Consider the following 19,897-nt stretch of genomic DNA (forward strand, 5'->3'; position numbering starts at 1 on the left):
ACTCAGCTCCCATTAGCAAGAGCTGAATTTTAGTTAAATTCGAGTTCTACTTGGCTATTTCCAAGTAGCTGTTTTAATTCATCTAGTAATGTATCACTTGGCGTCACGCGCCATTCTGTGCCCAATGTTAACCGCGCTCTAGCGTCGGCACGCTGGTAGTATACATTGACTGGGACCGTTCCGGCTCTATATGGTTCTAAGATTTGGCTAAAACGCTCAAAAAATTGACCATTAATTTGTGATTGATCGATAGAAATCGATAATCCACGAGCATATTTTTCTCGGGCGCTTCCTAAGTCCATGACCTCGCGCGCGGACATTTTAAGCCCACCATTGAAGTCATCAAAGCTGACCTGTCCAGAAACGACCACAATTTTGTCTTTTTCGAGCAATTCTGCGTAGCGTTCGAGCGCATCTGAGAACAACATCACTTCCATTCGCCCCGATCGGTCATCAAGTGTCATCAAACCGATTCGCGTACCACGCTTAGTGGTCATGACTCGAGCTGCAATCACTAAGCCTGCAATCGTTAATGACTGATCACGACGCGTAGGTGTGGCATCTTTCAAACGACAGCTGGTGTATTTCGCGAGCTCTTTGATGTAGGCATTAACAGGGTGACCGGTGAGGTATAAGCCTAGAGTTTCTCTTTCCCCTTCTAGCCATACCTTCTCTGGCCATTTAGGTACTTGAGTATATTTCTGTTCAACCTCTTCTGGCGCATCGGTCAACACACCAAACATATCCGATTGACCGAACGACTCTGCATGGTGGTGTTGGCTCGCCGCTTTCACCGCATCGTTAAGCGAGGCCATCATTGCTGCACGGTGTGGACCTAAGCGATCAAGCGCACCCGACATGATGAGTTTTTCAATCACACGCTTATTGACCTTCTTGAGGTCGATACGAGCACAGAAATCAAACAAGTCTTTAAAGTACCCGCCCTTATTTCTGGCTTCGATGATCGCCTCAATCGGGCCTTCACCGACCCCTTTAATGGCACCGATGCCATAAACGATAGCGCCATCTTCATCCACATTAAAGCGGTATAGGCCTGAGTTGATGTCTGGTGGCAATAGCTTCAGCTTCATACGGAAACACTCATCCACAAGGCCGATGACCTTCTCAGTGTTATCCATATCCGCCGTCATTACCGCAGCCATAAATTCAGCAGGATAGTGCGTTTTCAGCCAAAGGGTTTGGTAAGAAACCAGAGCGTAGGCAGCTGAGTGAGATTTGTTAAAGCCGTAGCCTGCAAACTTCTCTACCAAGTCGAAGATTTTCATGGCCAGTTCGCCATCAACCCCGTTGGCTTCAGCACCCTCTTTAAAGGTACCACGCTGCTTCGCCATCTCTTCTGGCTTTTTCTTACCCATCGCACGACGCAACATATCCGCGCCACCTAGAGTATAACCCGCTAGGATTTGGGCAATCTGCATTACCTGCTCTTGATACAAGATAATGCCATAGGTTGGCTCAAGCGTTTCTTTTAACGATTCATGTTGCCATGTTTCATCTGGGTATGAGATGGCTTCTCGGCCGTGTTTACGGTCGATAAAGTTATCTACCATGCCCGATTGCAGTGGGCCCGGACGGAACAGGGCTACCAATGCGATAATATCTTCAAAACAGTCAGGTTGGAGACGTTTGATCAGATCTTTCATACCACGCGATTCCAGCTGGAATACCGCAGTGGTTTCTGAATTTTGCAATAAATTGAACGACGCTTGGTCATCTAACGGAATCGACTCGATACGAACAGGATCTTTGCCTTCACGCTCTAGTCTTGGGTTCACTAGCCCTAGTGCCCAGTCGATAATAGTCAGCGTACGCAGACCTAAGAAGTCAAACTTAACCAGACCAGCGGTTTCTACGTCGTTCTTATCAAACTGAGTTACTGGGAAGTTACCCTCGGCATCCGCATAGATCGGTGCAAAATCAGTAATCGTCGTTGGAGAGATTACAACACCACCCGCGTGTTTACCGGCATTACGAGTACAGCCTTCGAGGATACGACATTTATCAATCAGCTCACGAACTTCCTCATCCCCATCATACAATTCTGGCAATGCGGGTTCTGCTTTAAAGGCTTTCTCTAGGGTCATGCCAGGATCAGGCGGAACTAACTTAGAGATACGGTCAACGAAGCCAAACGGGTGACCTAGTACACGCCCTACGTCTCGAATTACCGCTTTCGCCGCCATAGTACCAAAGGTGATGATCTGAGATACCGCATCACGGCCATACATTTCCGCAACGTGATCAATAACTTGGTCACGCTTATCCATACAGAAATCGATATCGAAATCGGGCATGGAGACACGCTCTGGGTTCAAGAAACGTTCGAAAAGTAGATCGTATTCGAGTGGATCAAGGTCAGTGATATCCAGTGCGTACGCCACCAATGAACCCGCACCCGAACCACGCCCAGGACCTACCGGAACATCATTATCTTTAGACCACTGGATGAACTCCATTACGATCAAGAAGTAACCTGGGAACCCCATGTTATTGATTACTTCAAGTTCGATTTTTAAACGGTCGTCATACTCAGGTCTGCGCTCAGCACGTACCTGTTCATCAGGGAAAAGGAATGCAAGACGACGCTCAAGACCCTCTTCAGACTTTTTGATCAGGAAGTCTTCAATCGCCAGACCTTCAGTTGGGAAGTTTGGCAGGAAATATTCCCCTAAACGAACCGTTACATTACAACGTTTAGCGATCTCAACACTGTTTTCCAGCGCTTCTGGAATGTCTGAGAACAGCTCACACATCTCTTCTTCACTACGAAGGTACTGCTGCTCGCTGTAGTTCTTTGGTCGTCGCGGATCTTCTAATGTGTAGCCATCGTGAATCGCAACTCGAATCTCATGCGCTTCAAAGAGATCTTCTGAGATAAAGACCACTTCATTGGTCGCAACAACTGGAAGTTCTGCACGCTCGGCTAACTCCAAAGCAAAGTGCAAGTAAGACTCTTCATCAGGGCGACCAGTACGAATCAGTTCAAGATAGAAACGATCGGCAAAGTGTTCTTTGTAGAAAGCAACACTACTATCAACAAGAGCTTGATTGCCCTTTAGTAGTGCTTTACCAATCTCGCCATCTTTCGCACCGGATAGAATGATCAAGCCTTCCGCATTCTCAATCAGCCACTCTTTATCAATCACTGGGTGGTGTTGAACGTGACCACGTAGGTAGGCTTTCGATATCAACAGAGTGAGATTGTTGTAACCCTTGTTATCGGTTGCGAGCACAGTCAAACGAGTGAGTTCTTCGCCAAACTCGGGAGATTGCATCAGGAAGTCTGCACCAATAATAGGCTTTACACCACAGCCATGGGCCGTGCCATAAAACTTCACCAGACCACACAGGTTGGTAAAGTCGGTAAGCGCCATCGCAGGCATGCCCATCTCAGCGACTTTTTTCACCAACGGCGGTACTTTGGAGAGTCCATCGACCATGGAAAAGTCACTATGAACACGAAGGTGGACGAATTTAGGATCTGACATTCTTCTTCCTGATATCTAGGCTAGGCCTAGGGGTAACAACTTTTTTAATTCTATGAGTTTCTGCTAGCTAACGCGACTATTAATCAAGCCCTAAAATGCGTTTAACAGGTTTGAAACTCTTACGGTAGTGCTCAGTCACACCATGTTTTTCAATGGCTTCAAAGTGCGCTTTGGTTGGGTAACCTTTGTGTTTGGCGAATCCAAATTCAGGATGCAGCTTATCGAGCTCTTCCATCTCTTGATCTCTCACCACCTTAGCAATGATCGAAGCTGCACTGATTTCGGCAACGCGCAAATCACCCTTCACAACAGCTTGGCCAGCCATTGGTAAATCAGGTACTCGATTCCCATCTACCAGCGCCATATCAGGTTGTACGCTTAAGCCAGCAATAGCACGCTGCATAGCAACCATCGTCGCTTGAAGAATATTTAACTCATCAATTTCCTGAGGGGAGCAACGTCCTACCGACCAAGCCAGTGCTTTTTCTTTAATCTCTGGCAGCAAGGCAAGGCGTTTCTTTTCTGATAGCTTCTTGGAATCATTGAGCCCTTCAATGGGATTATTAGGGTCGAGAATCACCGCAGCTGTTACTACATCACCAACCAAAGGTCCGCGCCCCACCTCATCAACCCCAGCAAATAATTGGTAGCCTGCTGGATACTCAAAAGGAGGAAGTTCTTTTTTATCTTTTACAGCCATAGTGTTCTCTTGGGCATTTAATATTGGTTATTGTTCTTGCGTTGGCCAGCCAATCAGCTTCAATACTTGGTGTGCGGCTTGTTTATCTGCATCTTTGCGGATCCAATGGTGCATCTCGGTAAAGCGCTCGATTAAAGCAGAATTGTCACGAGAGAGCATGGCATCGACCGACGGGAACAGAAAATCAGGGTCACACTCTTCCAAAATGTGCTCTTTAACGATCTCTTCGCCAGCAAGAATGTTAGGCAACGACACAAACTCGGTAATCGCTAGCTTTTTAACAATGTAACCCGTGAGTTTATTAACTTTATAGCCGACGACCATAGGACGTTTTAGAAGCATACATTCCAGTGCAACCGTACCTGAAGCAAGTAACACAGAGTCAGCGGCAGTTATTACATTACGCGCAGTATCTTGCACAATCACAAAATCCAGCTCTGGTGCTGTCGCTTTCCAGATCTCGGTAAATTGTTGTTTGCGAGTCTCATTAACCGCTGCGACAACAAAGCCGATATCTGGGTACTTCTTATGGATGCGCTGGCAAGTCTCAATAAATGGTTGAGCAATCAACTTCATTTCACCGCCACGGCTACCAGGAAGCACCGCTAACCATTGTTTGTCTTGCTCTAAACCGAGAAGTTCACGCGCCTCTGCCTGATTGGGCTCTAGTGGAATCGCATCAGCTAACGTGTGTCCAACAAACTCACATGCGACGTTATATTTATCATAAAACGCTTTTTCAAATGGAAGAAAAGCCAGTACTAGATCTGTCGCTTTATCTATCTTGAAGATACGTTTCGGGCGCCAAGCCCACACTGAAGGACTGACATAGTGAACCGTTTTGATGCCGGCATTCTTCAGGTCGAGCTCTAGACGTAAGTTGAAATCGGGGGCGTCAATGCCAATAAATACGTCAGGTGGATTGTTTGTGAAATACTTCACTAACTCTGCTTTAACCTTCAGTAATCGAGGTAGTCTTCCCAGTACTTCCACCAACCCCATAACCGCAAGCTCTTCCATTTCAAACAGAGATTCGCAGCCCAGAGCCTTCATTTTTGGACCGCCAATACCAACGAACTCCGCATTAGGATATTGAGCTTGAATCGCTTTAATGAAGCCCTCACCAAGCGTATCACCAGAGAGTTCCCCAACGACAATACCAACGCGTAGCGGTCTTTCTGAAGGTGTTTGAGTATGGTTTGATTGCATCGTTTCTACTGACATAAACCTTTCCTGATTCCTTACGGCTTAAAACAAAAAAGATCGCTAATTTGAGAGCGATCTTTTTGTTAATGGGTTAATGAAGCTATGAATAAACACATCAGCAACATTCACCCTGTCATTTTACTATCGGATAATTCCACGCTCAGAGCTTTCAAGCATCTCAAGCATTGGGTTAATCGATGGGAATTCAGTCGCCATCTCTAACAATGTTTCTTTTGCTTCGTCTAGCGTTTTACCTGAACGGTAGATTTCTTTGTACGCTTTTTGTAGTGCACGAATCTCAGGCTTCTCGAAACCATTACGCTTCAGGCCAACAAGGTTCAAACCAAACGGTGCAGCATGGTTGCCTTGTGCAAGAACATATGGAAGTACATCTTGTACTACCGCTGAACAACCACCAATGTATGCGTAAGCGCCAATTGAACAGAATGGGTGAATCGCAGATAGCGCCATAACACCAGCGTAGTCACCAACAGTAACATGACCACCTAGAATGGCGTTGTTACCGATGTGAGTGTGATTTCCAACAATGACGTCGTGCGCTACGTGAGCGTTTACACACAGTAGATTGTCATCACCAATCACGGTCGTTGCTTTATCTTGAACCGTACCACGGTGGATTTGAACCGCTTCACGAATAACGTTGCGATCACCAATCACTACAGTTGTGTCCTCACCACCGTACTTCTTATCTTGATTCTCTTCACCAATCACAGCATGCGGGAAGATTCGGTTATCTTTACCGATTGTCGTGTGACCTTTGATCACAACGTGCGACATAACTTCAGTGCCTTCACCAATCGTTACGTTGCCAGAAATGTAAGTGAATGGGCCCACAGATACATTTGCACCAATGGTCACCTCGCCTTCTATTACCGCTGCTGGGTGAATGTTTGCTGTTTCATGGATCATATTAAAACTCTCTACGAGCACATTTTAGTTCAGCTGAACATACTACTTCACCGTCCACTTTTGCTACACCATTGAATGATGCAATGCCACGGCGCTCTTTAAGGAATTCCACTTCAATAACAAGCTGGTCACCAGGTACTACTGGCTTACGGAACTTCGCTTTATCAACACTTGCAAAGTAGTACAGCTCATTCTCTGATGGCGCACCAAATGATTTAAATGCAAGCAGACCTGTTGCTTGAGCCATTGCTTCAAGAATCAACACACCTGGGAATACCGGAAGTTGTGGAAAGTGGCCAGTAAACTGAGGCTCGTTCACAGAGACATTCTTAATCGCTGTTAGTGTTTTCTCTTCTTCGAAGTGAGTCACACGGTCGATCATTAGGAATGGGTAGCGATGAGGTAGTAGTTCCTGAATTTCAGTAATGTTCATCGTTTTCTGTTCAGTAGTCAAAGTCGTATTCCTATTTGTATTCTTTAGTCAATTAAAGGGATTATAAACGAAAAAGACCCGCATGACGCGAGCCTTTTAATTAGAAATGCTGGAATTATGATTCCGAGCCCTTCTCGATAAGTTTTTCAACAGTTTTCAGACGCTTGTTCATCTCATCAATGCGATGTACGCGCGTTGCCGTTTTACGCCACTCTTTATTTGGCTGTAAAGGAATACCTGAAGAGTACATACCTTTCTCAGTGATGCTGCGCATAACCATACCCATTCCGGTAATCGTTACACCATCTGCGATCTCAATATGGCCATTGATCACGCTACCACCACCAATAATACAGTATTTACCTATCGTTGTGCTGCCAGCAATGATAGTACCACCCGCTAGAGCTGAACCATATCCGATGTGAACGTTATGAGCGATTTGCATCTGGTTATCAATGATTACGTTATCTTCAATAACAGTGTCATCAAGGGCTCCGCGGTCAATCGTCGTACACGCGCCGATTTCAACACGGTTACCAATTCGAACCGTACCGACTTGAGGAATCTTGATCCATTCACCTTTTTCATTCGCGTAACCAAAGCCGTCAGAGCCAATCACCGTGCTTGATTGAACCAAACACGCTTCGCCTAGTACAACTTCATGATAAATACTTACATTCGCCCACAGTTTAGTGCCTGAGCCAATCTTCGCATTTTTACCAATGAAACAACCCGCGCCAATTACCACGTTATCGCCTAGCTCAACGCCAGATTCAATCACAGCATTCGCGCCAATCGATACGTTCTTACCTAAGACAGCGGACTCAGCAATCACTGCAGAATCTGCGATAGCCGAAGCCGGTTCAGGAGTAGTATCAAGAGCTTGTGCTACTTTAGCAAACGCAACGTAAGGGTCATCGACTACGATAACGTGAGTCGTACACAGCTCGCGTTCACTCTCTTTTACCATCACAGCAGACGCTTTACATTCAGCTAAGTGCTTGCTGTATTTTGCATTTGAAAGGAAAGTTACATCCCCTTCTTGTGCCTTATCCATTGGAGCCACGGCAGAGACAACAACATTGCCTTCACCATGTAACTCACCCCCGGTAATTTCTGCCAATTCGGCTAAAGTCAGATTCTTCATAGAGCTTATTTCAGTGATTTGATTACTTTCTCAGAGATATTGTATTCAGGTTTTGCGTATTGAAGCGTAGAGATGTCTACGATCATGTCGTAGCCTTCTTTCTCAGCTACTTTTTCTACCGCTTCTTGAATCACTTTGAATAGCTTCTGTTTCTCTTGAGCTTCACGACGCTGGCTCGCTTTCTCAAGAGCTTGTGCTTTGATCTTGTACTTGCTGTCTAGTTGGCCAACTTCAATACGTAGTTTCTCAACTTCTTCGGGACCAAGAAGCTCGCCATCACGCTTTAGCTTTTCAATCTTAGTTTGAGCTTCCGCTTGAATGCTTTGCAGTTCAGCCGCCTTGTCTTTGAACTCTTCCTGCATTTTTTGAAGAACAACTTCACGCTGAGGTAGAGCCTGGAATACTTGTGCAGTGTTCACGTAGCCAATTTTCTGCGCTGCTTCTGCCGCTGTTGCAAAGAAAGAAGAGCTAAGAACGATAAGGCCTAGACCTGCTGCTTTCATCATTTTTTTCAAAATATTGTCCTTTAAGTATTAGAAAGTTCTACCAATGGTGAATGTGAAGAACTCTTCATCATCACCTTCGTAAATTTTAATTGGTTTCGCTAGAGAGAAAACCAGTGGTCCCATTGGCGACATCCACTGTAGGGCTGCACCGTATGAAGAACGATAGTGTGTTGGGTCTGAGTAATCATAGTAGTACTGAGAGCCATTACTTGGTGCATCACGGTCAACAAACTCCGTATCCCATACACTTGCCATATCGAAGAACACACTGGTTCGGATCTGGCTGCGTGCTTCATCTGACGCAAATGGTGTTGGTACGATTAACTCAAGGCTTGCCAAAGCGATAGCGTTACCACCGATTGAATCATCCGTTGCGGTGTCATAAGTTGGGTTGTTACCCGTGCTGTTTGAGTAAACAGCTTTTGGACCCGCCGAGTTAGAGCCAAAGCCACGCAATGTAGTGAAACCACCCGCGTAGTAGTTCTCGTAGAATGGGAACAAGTTATCATTACCATCCGTCTGACCGTAACCATTACCATAGCCTAAACGGCCACGCATCAGTAGCGTAAACTCATGCTTTTTGGTCAGTGGGATGTAATGTTTTACATCGTACTGCATCTTGAAGTACTTAACATCTGAGCCTGGTACTGTCATTTTAGCGAAAGCACGTTGATGGTTACCCTCCGTAGGGAAGAAACCACGGTTCAAGTTATTACGCGTCCAAGAGATGTTAACGTCGAAGTCGTCCGTCAGGATATTTTCATCACCGTACTGGTTGATACTACGTGCAAACTGTTCAACCTGAATGTAGGTAGGTACGTTACCGATCTTGTTGTGGGTATAACCGACACCAAACTCGATACGGTTCAACTCATCCATAGGGAAACCCCACGTCAGGCTCGTACCGTAACTTTGGTTGGTATAGTCAACAATGCCGGCTTCCGATGCTTCGAACTCGTTGTAGAAGATTTTGCCACCTAAACTCACACCATCTAGATTCCAGTATGGGTCACGGTAGTCCAAGCTCACGTTCTTTTGATAGTCGTTCATCATGGCACTTACGCCAACACGATTACCAGAGCCCGCAAAGTTGTCTTGTTGAAGGCCAACTTGGAAACTCACACCAGATTCAGTACCGTAGCCGACACCAAAGTTGATGCTACCTGAGTTTGCTTCTTTAACGTTGTAAACCAAATCTACTTGGTCTTCCGTGCCTGGTACACGTACCGTCTGAACATCAACCGTTTCGAAGAAACCTAGACGGTTAAGACGGCTCTTACCGGTATCAATAGACTTAGAGTTGAGCCAGCTGCCTTCCATTTGACGCATTTCACGGCGTAGTACTTCGTCTTTGGTTGAGTTGTTACCCGTAAAACGGATATCGCGTACGTAGATTCGACTACCCGCTTCAACGTTAATCACCAAAGAAACTTCTTGAGTCTCATCGTCGAATTCAGGAATCGTACGTACTTGTGGGTAGGCATAGCCAGATTCACCCAAGATACGCTTAACGTTCTCTTCTAGAGAGGTAACCGCAGAACCGTTATAAGTATCGCCTTCTTCAAACGGCACTAACGCTTCAAAATCAGCCTCACGACCAATAAGCTCACCACGGAACTTAACGTCTTTCACCTTATAAGGCAGGCCCTCATCAAGGCCAAGCGTAATGTACACACCTTTCTTATCTGGTGAGATAGATACTTGAGTAGAATCAACTTGGAACTTTAAGTAACCACGGTCAAGGTAGTATGATTTCAGAGCTTCAATATCACCCGCAAGCACTTGCTTCTGATACTTTTCGTCTGCTAAGAAGTTCCACCATGCAACATCAACATTTAGATTAAAGCGACTCAGTAACTCTTCATCACTGTAGACTTCATTACCGATAAAGTTGATCTGCTGAATCTTCGCTGACACACCTTCAGTAAAGACAAACTTAAGGTCTGAACGGTTACGAGGAAGTGGAGTAACGACAGCTTTTACTGTTGCGTTGTATTTACCCACGCTGTAATAAAAGTCTTCTAAGCCTTTTTCAATGTTGCTCAGCGTTGTGCGGTCAAGAGCTTCACCTTCACGCACACCAGATGCATCTAGGTTCTGTTGAAGCTGCTCTTCTTTAATCGCTTTGTTGCCAGAAAAAGAGATACTAGCGATTGTTGGACGCTCTTTCACTTGAACAATCAATACACCTTCATCACGTAATACTTTTACGTTCTCAAAGTTGCCTGATGCGTAAAGCGCACGAATGATCTCAGATACATCGCTTTCATCTACTTGGTCGCCAATACGTACTGGCATTTTCAAGAGAGCAGCACCTAATGCTACGCGTTGTAAACCTTCAATCTTAATATCTTGAACTACGAAATTTTCTGCTCCATTCGCAGCCACGCTTGTGGCCAATAGACTTGCGAACAGAATTTGCTTAATCGCCATACTTATTCTAATTATTCCTTGCTACTACCAAAGCCTGTGACGAACCATTCACAGACGAGTAAAGTCGTTAAATATTGCTAGAGCCATCAGTGAGAAGATAATCGCACTACCCACTCGGTAACCCATTTCTTGTACCTTTTCTGGTACAGGTTTACGAGTAATGGCCTCAATAGCGAAAAAGAGCAAATGACCACCATCTAACATAGGCAGTGGTACTAAATTTATAATGCCTAAGTTCACACTAATAAGAGCTAAGAAACCTAAAAAGTAAACCAAGCCATAATCTGCTGTGGTGCCGGCACCTTTAGCAATCGAGATTGGGCCACTTAGATTGTTCAACCCTACATCACCCACGATAAGCTTCTTAAGCATCGCCAGTGTGAGGTCAATGATCTGACCTGTTTTATCAATCGCCTTCCCTACAGCTTCAAATACACCAAATTGCAGTTCAAAGCGATAGTCTTCCGGCCATTCTGCGACTTCTGGAGCAATACCAGCATAACCAATTGAACTACCGTCCGATAGCTCACGAGATTTTGGTGTTAATGTCAGCTCAGTTTGGTAACCATTGCGGTCAACAGCAACACTCAATGCTTGATCCGGGTTTGAGCGAATAGCTTCAACCACCATCGGCCAATCACGAATCTCTACACCATCAATACTGACAATATGATCACCGACTTCAAAGCCTGCTGAATAAGCAGCGCCGTCTTCCATAACCTGAGCAAGCGTTGTTGAGATCTCAGGAGAAAATGGCTTGAAACCTAAAGTCGACATGGCCGATTCGGTTTCAGGGTCAAAAGACCACTGAGTCAGATCGAGAGTCAACTTCTGTTCTAGACCAATGTTATCTTGAGAAGTTACAGTCACCGTCATGCTGTCATCACCAATATGCGAGATCAGACCGATGTTCACAGATTCCCAATCAGCGGTTTTGATTCCTGAAATAGATTTAAGTTCCATTCCAGATTCAATTCCTGCTTGAGCAGCAATAGATTGCGGAGCCACCTCACCAATTACTGGCTTTACGGCAGGCACACCAATCAAAAAGACTAACCAATACGCAAAGATGGCAAACAAGAAGTTAAACGCTGGGCCAGCACCCACAATCGCCGTTCGTTTCCACAAAGGTTTCTTATCAAAAGCATATTGTTGCTGCTCTTCGGTGACGTCATCGACTCGACCGTCAAGCATTTTAACATAGCCACCAAGAGGGATTATCGACAAACTATACTCAGTACCGTCTTTGCCTACTTTGCTCCAGATTGATTTACCAAAACCAATCGAAAACTTTTCAACTTTTACGCCGCAACGACGAGCGACCCAAAAGTGGCCAAACTCATGAACTGCGACCAGTATCCCTAACGCAACGATGAAAGATACGAAGTTCCATAAAATTCCACTCATAACAACTGCTCTTCAATAAACTGAACGGCAAGGTTTCGTGACATAGTATCTAGCTCTAACAAGCTTTCCAAGCTATCTAGACTTTCAGACGTATGTTGTTCACAGACTTTGTTCATAACGTGTTCGTTAATTAAGGCAATGTCTGTGAATTTCACTTTTTCATTTAAGAATGCGTCTACTGCGACTTCGTTGGCTGCATTAATTGCAGTTGTCGCATGTTGTCCAAGGTAACAAGCTTCGATAGCCAGTTTTAAACATGGATAGCGTGCATAATCGGGTTCTAGGAAAGTCAGTTCACCCACTTTTGTGAAATCAAGGGGCTTCACACCCGCCTCGATACGTTCAGGGTAAGACATCGTCAATGCAATAGGTGTTGCCATATCAGGCTCGCCCATTTGCGCCAACACAGAACCGTCTTTGTATTGAACCATAGAGTGAATCACAGACTGCGGATGAATGATCACCTTAAGTTGTTCTTGAGATGCATTGAATAGCCATTTAGCTTCAATATACTCAAGACCTTTGTTCATCATGGTCGCAGAATCGACAGAGATCTTAGGCCCCATAGACCAGTTAGGGTGTGCAATCGCTTTTTGTGGGGTAACCGATGCCAGTTCAGCCACACCTGTGTAACGGAATGGGCCGCCTGAGCCAGTTAAAAGGATATGGTTGATACCATTCGCTTCTAAATCACAGCGACCCAAATTAGTTTGTACGTTTTGAGGCAAACATTGGAAGATAGCGTTATGTTCACTATCGACAGGGAGCAACTCAGCACCATATTTCTCAACGGCATCGATAAACAACTGACCTGACATCACCAATGCTTCTTTGTTAGCAAGTAAAATGCGCTTACCCGCCTTCACTGCAGACATAGTCGGTAACAAGCCTGCAGCACCTACGATAGCGGCCATCACTGTATCAACACTGTCTAATGCCGCAACCTGGCACAAACCATCATTACCACTTAAAACCACCGTCGAGACAGAGTCATTTTGAAGCTGACGCTCTAGCTCTGCAGCGGCTTGAGAACACGCCATAGCAACATACTCTGGCTGCCATTTGTTCACTAGTGCCCGCATTTTTTCTACATTAGAACCCGCCGCTAGTGCCACAATATTGTATTGAGTAGGGTTCTGTTCAACGACTCTTAAGGTGCTTGCACCGATTGAGCCTGTTGCGCCAAGGATAGTTAGATTTCGCATCTCATTTAGACCGTAGGAATAAAACAAAGGGCAGATAGCTCTGCCCTTATAATTTAGAATGCTAAGTAAAGCAGAGCAAAGACAGGGAAGGCAGCGGTTAAACTGTCAATTCGGTCCAGTATTCCACCATGACCCGGAATTAGGTTACTGCTGTCTTTAATACCAGAAACTCGCTTGAACATACTTTCAACGAGGTCACCCAGTACAGAGATCACCACAGTGATTAAGGTGATCGCTATCATTTGGATCGGGCTAGTAAATTGAATATCAAATAGCCCCGCAAAAATCCATGCGACAATCAGCGCTGTGATGATACCGCCAATTAAACCTTCAATGGTTTTGTTTGGACTAACCGCTGGCGCCATTTTACGCTTACCAAAACTCTTTCCAGCAAAGTAAGCACCGCTATCCGCCGCCCATACGAGTAAGCAGACAAACATAACAAGCTTAGCTCCATGGTACGGGTCTTGATCGATACCATTTGCTCTCAGAATCACTACGCTCCAAAAAAACGGGAGTAGTGTCAAAATACCGAAACAATGTCTCAGTAGAGTAGAACCTTGCCATGCTGAGGTCGATTTAGGATAGGTCACCGCTAAACCACTCGCGATAACCCACCATAGAGAGCCAATCGCTAACACTGCAAAGTGCGCGCTTGATAGGTGGTTTAAGCTAAACGCATCAAATGGGATTAACGCGAAGCTTGCGACACTAATGGCCACAGTAGGTACAAGAGCTAAGTAACGTGACTTGCTCTCTACAAATTGAGTCCACTCCCAGTAACCTAAAAGGGTAATCACGAACAGTGATAAAATGAAGGTTGCTAGTGATAACTCGAAAATGCCAAGAATAACCAGAGGAGCCAAGATCAGCGCAGTTATAATTCGTTGTTTCAAACTAAAAAATCCTTATTAGCTGTCCATCATTGCTTTGATTTGCTCACCAGTACAGCCAAATCGACGCTCTCGATTGACAAACCATGTTACCGCTTCAACCAAGCTATCTTCGTTAAAGTCAGGCCAGTACTGTTCTGTGAAATACATTTCTGCATAGGCAAGCTGCCATAGCATAAAGTTACTAATACGACACTCACCACTAGTGCGAATAAGCAGATCCACTTCTGGAATATCAGACATAGTGAGGTGTGAAGTGATCAACGGCTCATCGATATCATCAATGCTAAGATCGCCCTCTTTCACTTGGGTTGCAATCGACTTAACCGCTTGTTGAATATCCCATTTACCGCCGTAGTTCGCCGCAATGTTAACAACCATGCCTGTGTTGTTACTGGTTAAAGCTTCCGCTTCTTCGATTTTCTTTTGTAGTCGCTCGTTGAAACGACTTTTGTCACCAATAACACGCAACTGTAGATTATTCTTATGCAGCTTTTTAACCTCGCTAGCGAGTACAGTAATAAAAAGCTCCATAAGGACACCCACTTCTTCCTCTGGTCGACGCCAGTTTTCACTACTGAAAGCAAACAACGTCACGGCTTTAATACCGAGTCTTGCAGAAGATGAGATGGTTTTACGAACCGCCTGAACGCCATTTTTATGGCCAAATACGCGAGGTTTACCCTGAGCCTTAGCCCAGCGGCCATTACCATCCATGATGATAGCAATGTGCTTTGGGAGAGAGTCTGTGAACGCTTGAGAATTATGCATAAAAGAGTGAATCAAATTCTAATAGTCGGACAGAGTAGCATAAAAAAACGCTGAACGGTGAGAACAGCGTTTTTCCAACAGAGAAGAATATGGAAAATTAAACTTCCATCAACTCTTTTTCTTTAGTTGCTAGAACTTCGTCTACGTTCTTAACCGCAGCGTCAGTTAGCTTTTGAATTTCGTCTTGTGCTTTACGATCTTCGTCTTCAGAGATTTCTTTATCTTTAAGAAGTGCTTTTAGGTCGCTGTTTGCGTCACGACGGATGTTACGGATAGCAACACGGCCACCTTCAGCTTCGCCACGAACGATTTTAACTAGGTCTTTACGACGCTCTTCCGTTAGCGGTGGAAGTGGAACACGGATAACCGTACCCGCAGACATAGGGTTTAGGCCTAGGTCAGAAGTCATGATCGCTTTTTCAACTAGCGGCGTTAGTGTTTTATCAAACACTGTGATTGCTAGAGTACGCGCGTCTTCAGCAATAACGTTAGCAACTTGAGTTAGAGGCGTTGGTGCACCGTAGTACTCTACAGAGATGCCAGATAGTAGGCTTGGGTGCGCACGACCTGTACGGATTTTTTGCAGGCTATTTCTCAGTGCTTCAACACTTTTTTCCATGCGCTCTTGAGCGTCTTTTTTGATTTCGTTAATCACAATTTCACCTTGATTATGTTCTTTCTTCAAGAAAGCTTTTAGGAGTGATGAAAATAAACTCGCCAAGGCATTACCTTGGCGAGAGGGTCATTATTCAGTTTCGCTGATTAATGTACCTTCAGTCTCACCCATAACCACGCGACGTAGTGCGCCTGGCTTGTTCATGTTAAATACGCGGATTGGCATTTTGTGATCACGTGCTAGCGTAAATGCAGCCAAGTCCATTACTTTTAGCTCTTTCTCAAGAACTGTGTTGTAAGACAAAGTATCATACAGCTCTGCGTCTGGGTTGGCTACTGGGTCAGCCGTAAATACACCATCTACTTTTGTTGCTTTTAGAACAACGTCAGCTTCAATCTCGATACCGCGTAGACATGCAGCAGAATCTGTAGTGAAGAACGGGTTACCTGTACCAGCAGAGAAGATAACAACACGACCTTGACGAAGTTGAGAAATCGCATCAGCCCAGTTGTAGTCGTCACACACGCCCTTCAGAGGGATAGCAGACATTACACGTGCATTAACGTAAGCGCGGTGCAGAGCATCACGCATAGCTAGGCCGTTCATTACTGTTGCTAGCATACCCATGTGGTCGCCTACAACGCGGTTCATGCCTGCTTCAGCAAGACCTGCACCGCGGAAAAGGTTACCACCACCGATTACAACACCTACTTGAACACCTAGTTCAACCAATTCTTTTACTTCTTGAGCCATACGATCAAGGATCGTTGGGTCAATACCAAAACCTTCTTCGCCTTGTAGCGCTTCACCGCTAAGTTTTAACAGAATACGTTGATACGCTGGTTTAGGGTTCGTAGTCATGGAGTTTACCTTCCAAAGAGTTGATGATTAACAGTCATGAATAGACAAAAAGTGTCACGACATGTGTCGAGATTCTTATCCATTCATCACGGCTAATTTTCCATGCGCTATTCATAAAAAGACCGTAGCATGGGCCACGGTCTTTTTTCGAACAATACGCTAAGGATTAACCTTTTTGTACCGCTGCAACTTCTTCAGCGAAGCTCATTTCAGCAGCTTTCTCGATACCTTCACCAACTTCTAGACGTACGAAGTTAGTTACTGCAGCGCCTTTTTCTTTAAGGATTTCGCCAACAGTTTTCTTAGGTTCCATGATGAAAGCTTGACCTGTTAGAGAGATTTCGCCCGTGAATTTCTTCATACGGCCGATAACCATTTTCTCAGCGATCTCTTGAGGCTTGCCTTCGTTCATAGCGATTTCAACTTGAACAGCTTTCTCTTTAGCTACTACGTCTGCAGGTACGTCTTCTGGGTTAACGAACTCAGGACGAGATGCAGCAACGTGCATTGCAACGTGCTTAAGAGTTTCAGCTTCGCCTTCACCAGCAACAACAACACCGATTTTCTCACCGTGACGGTAAGAAGCTAGTGCAGCACCTTCAACGTAAGATACGCGACGGATGTTGATGTTTTCGCCGATTTTTGCAACTAGAGCAACGCGAGTTTCTTCGAACTGTGCTTGTAGCTCTTCAACAGAAGCTTTAGAAGCTACTGCTGCAGCTGCAACTTCTTCTGCAAACGCAGTGAAGCTAGCATCTTTTGCTACGAAGTCAGTTTGACAGTTAACTTCAAGAAGAGCAGCTACGCCGTTCTCTTCTTTGATGATGATTGCGCCTTCAGCAGCAACGTTACCAGCTTTCTTAGCTGCTTTCGCTGCGCCAGATTTACGCATGTTTTCAATTGCTAGTTCGATGTCAGCGTTTGCTTCTACAAGCGCTTTCTTACATTCCATCATGCCAGCGCCAGTGCGCTCGCGAAGTTCTTTAACTAGAGCAGCAGTTACAGTTGCCATTCTCTATTCCTCGGTTGATTCGAAAATAAGGTAAAAATCAGGGGCCAAAATGAGGCCCCCGATCTAACTATAACTTAGCTTACATTTAATAAAGATTTCAAAATCTAGATTAGATAAGCCAAGCGTGATTCAGAGCCGCTATTATTCAGCTTCTACAAAACCATCTTTTTCAGCAGCTACAGCAGCAACGTCTTTGTTACGACCTTCTTTAACCGCGTCTGCAGCAGCGTTTAGGTAAAGCTGTACTGCACGGATTGCATCGTCGTTACCTGGGATAACGAAGTCAACGCCGTCTGGGTTAGAGTTAGTATCAACTACAGCGTAAACTGGGATACCTAGGTTGTTTGCTTCTTTAACTGCGATGTGTTCGTGATCAGCATCGATTACGAATAGAGCGTCTGGTAGGCCGCCCATGTTCTTGATACCACCAAGAGACTTCTCTAGCTTCTCCATTTCACGAGTGCGCATTAGAGCTTCTTTCTTAGTTAGCTTGTCGAAAGTACCGTCTTGAGCTTGAGCTTCTAGGTCTTTTAGACGCTTGATAGACTGACGAACAGTTTTGTAGTTCGTTAGCATACCGCCTAACCAGCGGTTGTTAACGTAGAACTGGTTGCTGTTTACAGCAGCTTCTTTAACAGCTTCAGATGCAGCGCGCTTAGTACCAACAAAAAGAACTTTACCTTTCTTCTCGCCAACTTTAGCTAGTTCAGCTAGAGCGTCGTTGAACATTGGTACAGTTTTTTCTAGGTTGATGATATGAACCTTGTTACGAGCACCAAAGATGAATGGCTTCATTTTTGGGTTCCAGTAACGAGTTTGGTGACCGAAGTGAACACCAGCTTTTAGCATATCGCGCATTGATACAGTTGCCATTTTAAAATCCTCTATGGGGTTAGGCCTCCACATCCCCCATGAATCCGACCCCTAACAACTAACGGCTTAAAGCAGCGGTTATTTATGTTGTTGAAGCACCCCGGAACATGTGTCGGAATGTGTGTGATTTAAAGATATAGTAAGTGAACATAAAGGCTGTTTCGCCAAGAGGGAGAAAACAGTCCTGATGTCCGGCGCGCTTTATACCATATTTTGTCTATCTTTGGCTAGAAAAAATTCCATTTCACAACTTGATAATGGCTACTGATAAAGTCCATTTTAGCTACCATAGTATGGCGTCATTTATCTTCATTCCACCAGCCGATAAGAGTAACCTTCCCTTTCGTATGGGCATGGCAGTGTTGCGCTAAACTGCTGCACTGCTAGAATAGCCCCATACGCACACTTAGGTGCGACCTAATTAAGAGATATGCAATGGCTGTAAAAATTAAAACTGCTGAAGAAATCGAAAAAATGCGCGTCGCCGGTAAACTGGCTGCTGAAATTCTAGAGATGATCGAACCTCACATTCAAGTAGGTACGACGACAGAAGAACTAAACCAAATCTGTCATGACTACGCTCTAGAAAGAGGCGCATACTCAGCACCACTTGATTACCACGGTTTCCCTAAGTCTATCTGTACTTCAATCAACCACATTGTGTGCCACGGTATTCCAGCATCACAAGACGAAACGGGTAGCACAGGTCAATTTAAGCCTGCTGTACTTAAAGACGGTGACATCCTTAACGTAGACATCACAGTGATTATCCCTGATGACAAAGATGCAGACTTAAGTGTACGCCCTCAAGGTTACCACGGTGACACCTCGAAGATGTTCCTAGTTGGTGATGTTTCGCCAGCAAACAAACGTCTATGTATGGTTGCACAAGAAGCGCTATACGAAGGCATGCGCCAAGTTAAGCCTGGTGTTCAATTGGGTCAAATCGGTACTGCGATTGAGAAATACATCAAGACCAACAACAAGAACAACCCACGCGCTAAATTCTCTATCGTGAAGGATTACTGTGGCCACGGCATCGGTTCTGAATTCCATGAAGATCCACAAGTCGTGCACTACAAAAACAATGACCGCACTGTACTGAAAGCGGGCATGTGTTTCACGATTGAACCAATGATCAATGCAGGTAAATTTGGCTGTCGCCTTGATGACGAAGATAGCTGGACGGTGTACACCGCAGACAGCAAAAACTCTGCACAGTGGGAACACACGCTTGTTGTAACAGACACTGGCTGTGAAGTGCTGACTCTGCGTAGCGACGATACTATTCCTCGTATCATGAAAAACGCTTAATCGCCTGAGCCAAAAAATCAGCACTCAAGAATCTATCCCCGCTTAGTCGGGGATATTTTTTATACGCCAACCTTCCCGCTT

At 45.0% G+C, this 19,897-nt stretch carries 17 protein-coding genes; 1 reads left to right on the forward strand and 16 read right to left on the reverse strand.

Annotated features, from left to right (window positions below):
* Positions 1-29: 29 nt before the first annotated feature.
* The 16 genes from dnaE to rpsB all read right to left on the reverse strand — a co-directional run bounded on the left by dnaE (position 30) and on the right by rpsB (position 18,502).
* Positions 30-3,509 carry a DNA polymerase III subunit alpha gene (gene dnaE / locus L1D60_RS10395; RefSeq protein ID WP_239841031.1) on the reverse strand — a complete coding sequence of 1,160 codons (3,480 nt, stop codon included), beginning with the start codon at positions 3,507-3,509 and terminating at the stop codon, positions 30-32.
* Positions 3,510-3,588: 79 nt separating this feature from the next.
* Positions 3,589-4,209: a ribonuclease HII gene (gene rnhB, locus L1D60_RS10400; protein ID WP_239841032.1), complete on the reverse strand. Its 621-nt coding sequence runs from the start codon at positions 4,207-4,209 to the stop codon at positions 3,589-3,591.
* 27 nt (positions 4,210-4,236) lie between these two features.
* Positions 4,237-5,433 carry a lipid-A-disaccharide synthase gene (gene lpxB, locus L1D60_RS10405; protein WP_239841033.1) on the reverse strand — a complete coding sequence of 399 codons (1,197 nt, stop codon included), beginning with the start codon at positions 5,431-5,433 and terminating at the stop codon, positions 4,237-4,239.
* A 123-nt stretch (positions 5,434-5,556) separates the two neighbouring features.
* Positions 5,557-6,345, reverse strand: a complete 789-nt coding sequence (lpxA, locus tag L1D60_RS10410; RefSeq protein ID WP_239841034.1) for an acyl-ACP--UDP-N-acetylglucosamine O-acyltransferase — start codon at positions 6,343-6,345, stop codon at positions 5,557-5,559.
* A 1-nt stretch (position 6,346) separates the two neighbouring features.
* Positions 6,347-6,799 carry a 3-hydroxyacyl-ACP dehydratase FabZ gene (gene fabZ / locus L1D60_RS10415; RefSeq protein ID WP_032551709.1) on the reverse strand — a complete coding sequence of 151 codons (453 nt, stop codon included), beginning with the start codon at positions 6,797-6,799 and terminating at the stop codon, positions 6,347-6,349.
* A gap of 94 nt (positions 6,800-6,893) precedes the next feature.
* Positions 6,894-7,925 carry a UDP-3-O-(3-hydroxymyristoyl)glucosamine N-acyltransferase gene (gene lpxD, locus L1D60_RS10420; RefSeq protein ID WP_239841035.1) on the reverse strand — a complete coding sequence of 344 codons (1,032 nt, stop codon included), beginning with the start codon at positions 7,923-7,925 and terminating at the stop codon, positions 6,894-6,896.
* A gap of 5 nt (positions 7,926-7,930) precedes the next feature.
* Positions 7,931-8,431: an OmpH family outer membrane protein gene (locus L1D60_RS10425; protein WP_032551707.1), complete on the reverse strand. Its 501-nt coding sequence runs from the start codon at positions 8,429-8,431 to the stop codon at positions 7,931-7,933.
* A 27-nt stretch (positions 8,432-8,458) separates the two neighbouring features.
* Complete coding sequence (bamA, locus tag L1D60_RS10430; RefSeq protein ID WP_239841036.1) at positions 8,459-10,864, reverse strand: outer membrane protein assembly factor BamA; 2,406 nt, start codon at positions 10,862-10,864, stop codon at positions 8,459-8,461.
* 48 nt (positions 10,865-10,912) lie between these two features.
* Positions 10,913-12,271, reverse strand: a complete 1,359-nt coding sequence (rseP, locus tag L1D60_RS10435) for a sigma E protease regulator RseP (RefSeq protein ID WP_239841037.1) — start codon at positions 12,269-12,271, stop codon at positions 10,913-10,915.
* Entirely contained in the window at positions 12,268-13,476 is a 1,209-nt protein-coding gene (ispC, locus tag L1D60_RS10440) for a 1-deoxy-D-xylulose-5-phosphate reductoisomerase (protein ID WP_239841038.1), read from the reverse strand. Before ispC ends, rseP begins: the two co-directional genes overlap by 4 nt.
* A gap of 53 nt (positions 13,477-13,529) precedes the next feature.
* Positions 13,530-14,372, reverse strand: a complete 843-nt coding sequence (locus L1D60_RS10445) for a phosphatidate cytidylyltransferase (RefSeq protein WP_239841039.1) — start codon at positions 14,370-14,372, stop codon at positions 13,530-13,532.
* A gap of 15 nt (positions 14,373-14,387) precedes the next feature.
* Positions 14,388-15,140 carry an isoprenyl transferase gene (locus L1D60_RS10450; protein WP_239841040.1) on the reverse strand — a complete coding sequence of 251 codons (753 nt, stop codon included), beginning with the start codon at positions 15,138-15,140 and terminating at the stop codon, positions 14,388-14,390.
* 97 nt (positions 15,141-15,237) lie between these two features.
* A complete protein-coding gene (frr, locus tag L1D60_RS10455; protein WP_032551765.1) occupies positions 15,238-15,795 on the reverse strand; it encodes a ribosome recycling factor in 558 nt (185 codons plus the stop codon).
* Between the two features lie 90 nt (positions 15,796-15,885).
* On the reverse strand, positions 15,886-16,617 hold the full coding sequence (gene pyrH / locus L1D60_RS10460; RefSeq protein ID WP_032551701.1) for a UMP kinase: 732 nt from the start codon (positions 16,615-16,617) through the stop codon (positions 15,886-15,888).
* A gap of 166 nt (positions 16,618-16,783) precedes the next feature.
* On the reverse strand, positions 16,784-17,629 hold the full coding sequence (gene tsf, locus L1D60_RS10465) for a translation elongation factor Ts (protein ID WP_239841041.1): 846 nt from the start codon (positions 17,627-17,629) through the stop codon (positions 16,784-16,786).
* 141 nt (positions 17,630-17,770) lie between these two features.
* Positions 17,771-18,502 (reverse strand): 30S ribosomal protein S2, encoded by a 732-nt coding sequence (gene rpsB / locus L1D60_RS10470; RefSeq protein ID WP_032551700.1) that lies wholly within the window; start codon positions 18,500-18,502, stop codon positions 17,771-17,773.
* Between the two features lie 435 nt (positions 18,503-18,937).
* On the opposite strand from rpsB, the gene map reads away from it, so the two are divergent.
* Complete coding sequence (map, locus tag L1D60_RS10475) at positions 18,938-19,816, forward strand: type I methionyl aminopeptidase (protein WP_239841042.1); 879 nt, start codon at positions 18,938-18,940, stop codon at positions 19,814-19,816.
* Positions 19,817-19,897 lie beyond the last annotated feature (81 nt).

It is taken from the genome of Vibrio sp. Isolate30 (assembly GCF_022397975.1).
GTDB classification, from domain to species: Bacteria; Pseudomonadota; Gammaproteobacteria; order Enterobacterales; family Vibrionaceae; genus Vibrio; species Vibrio fortis.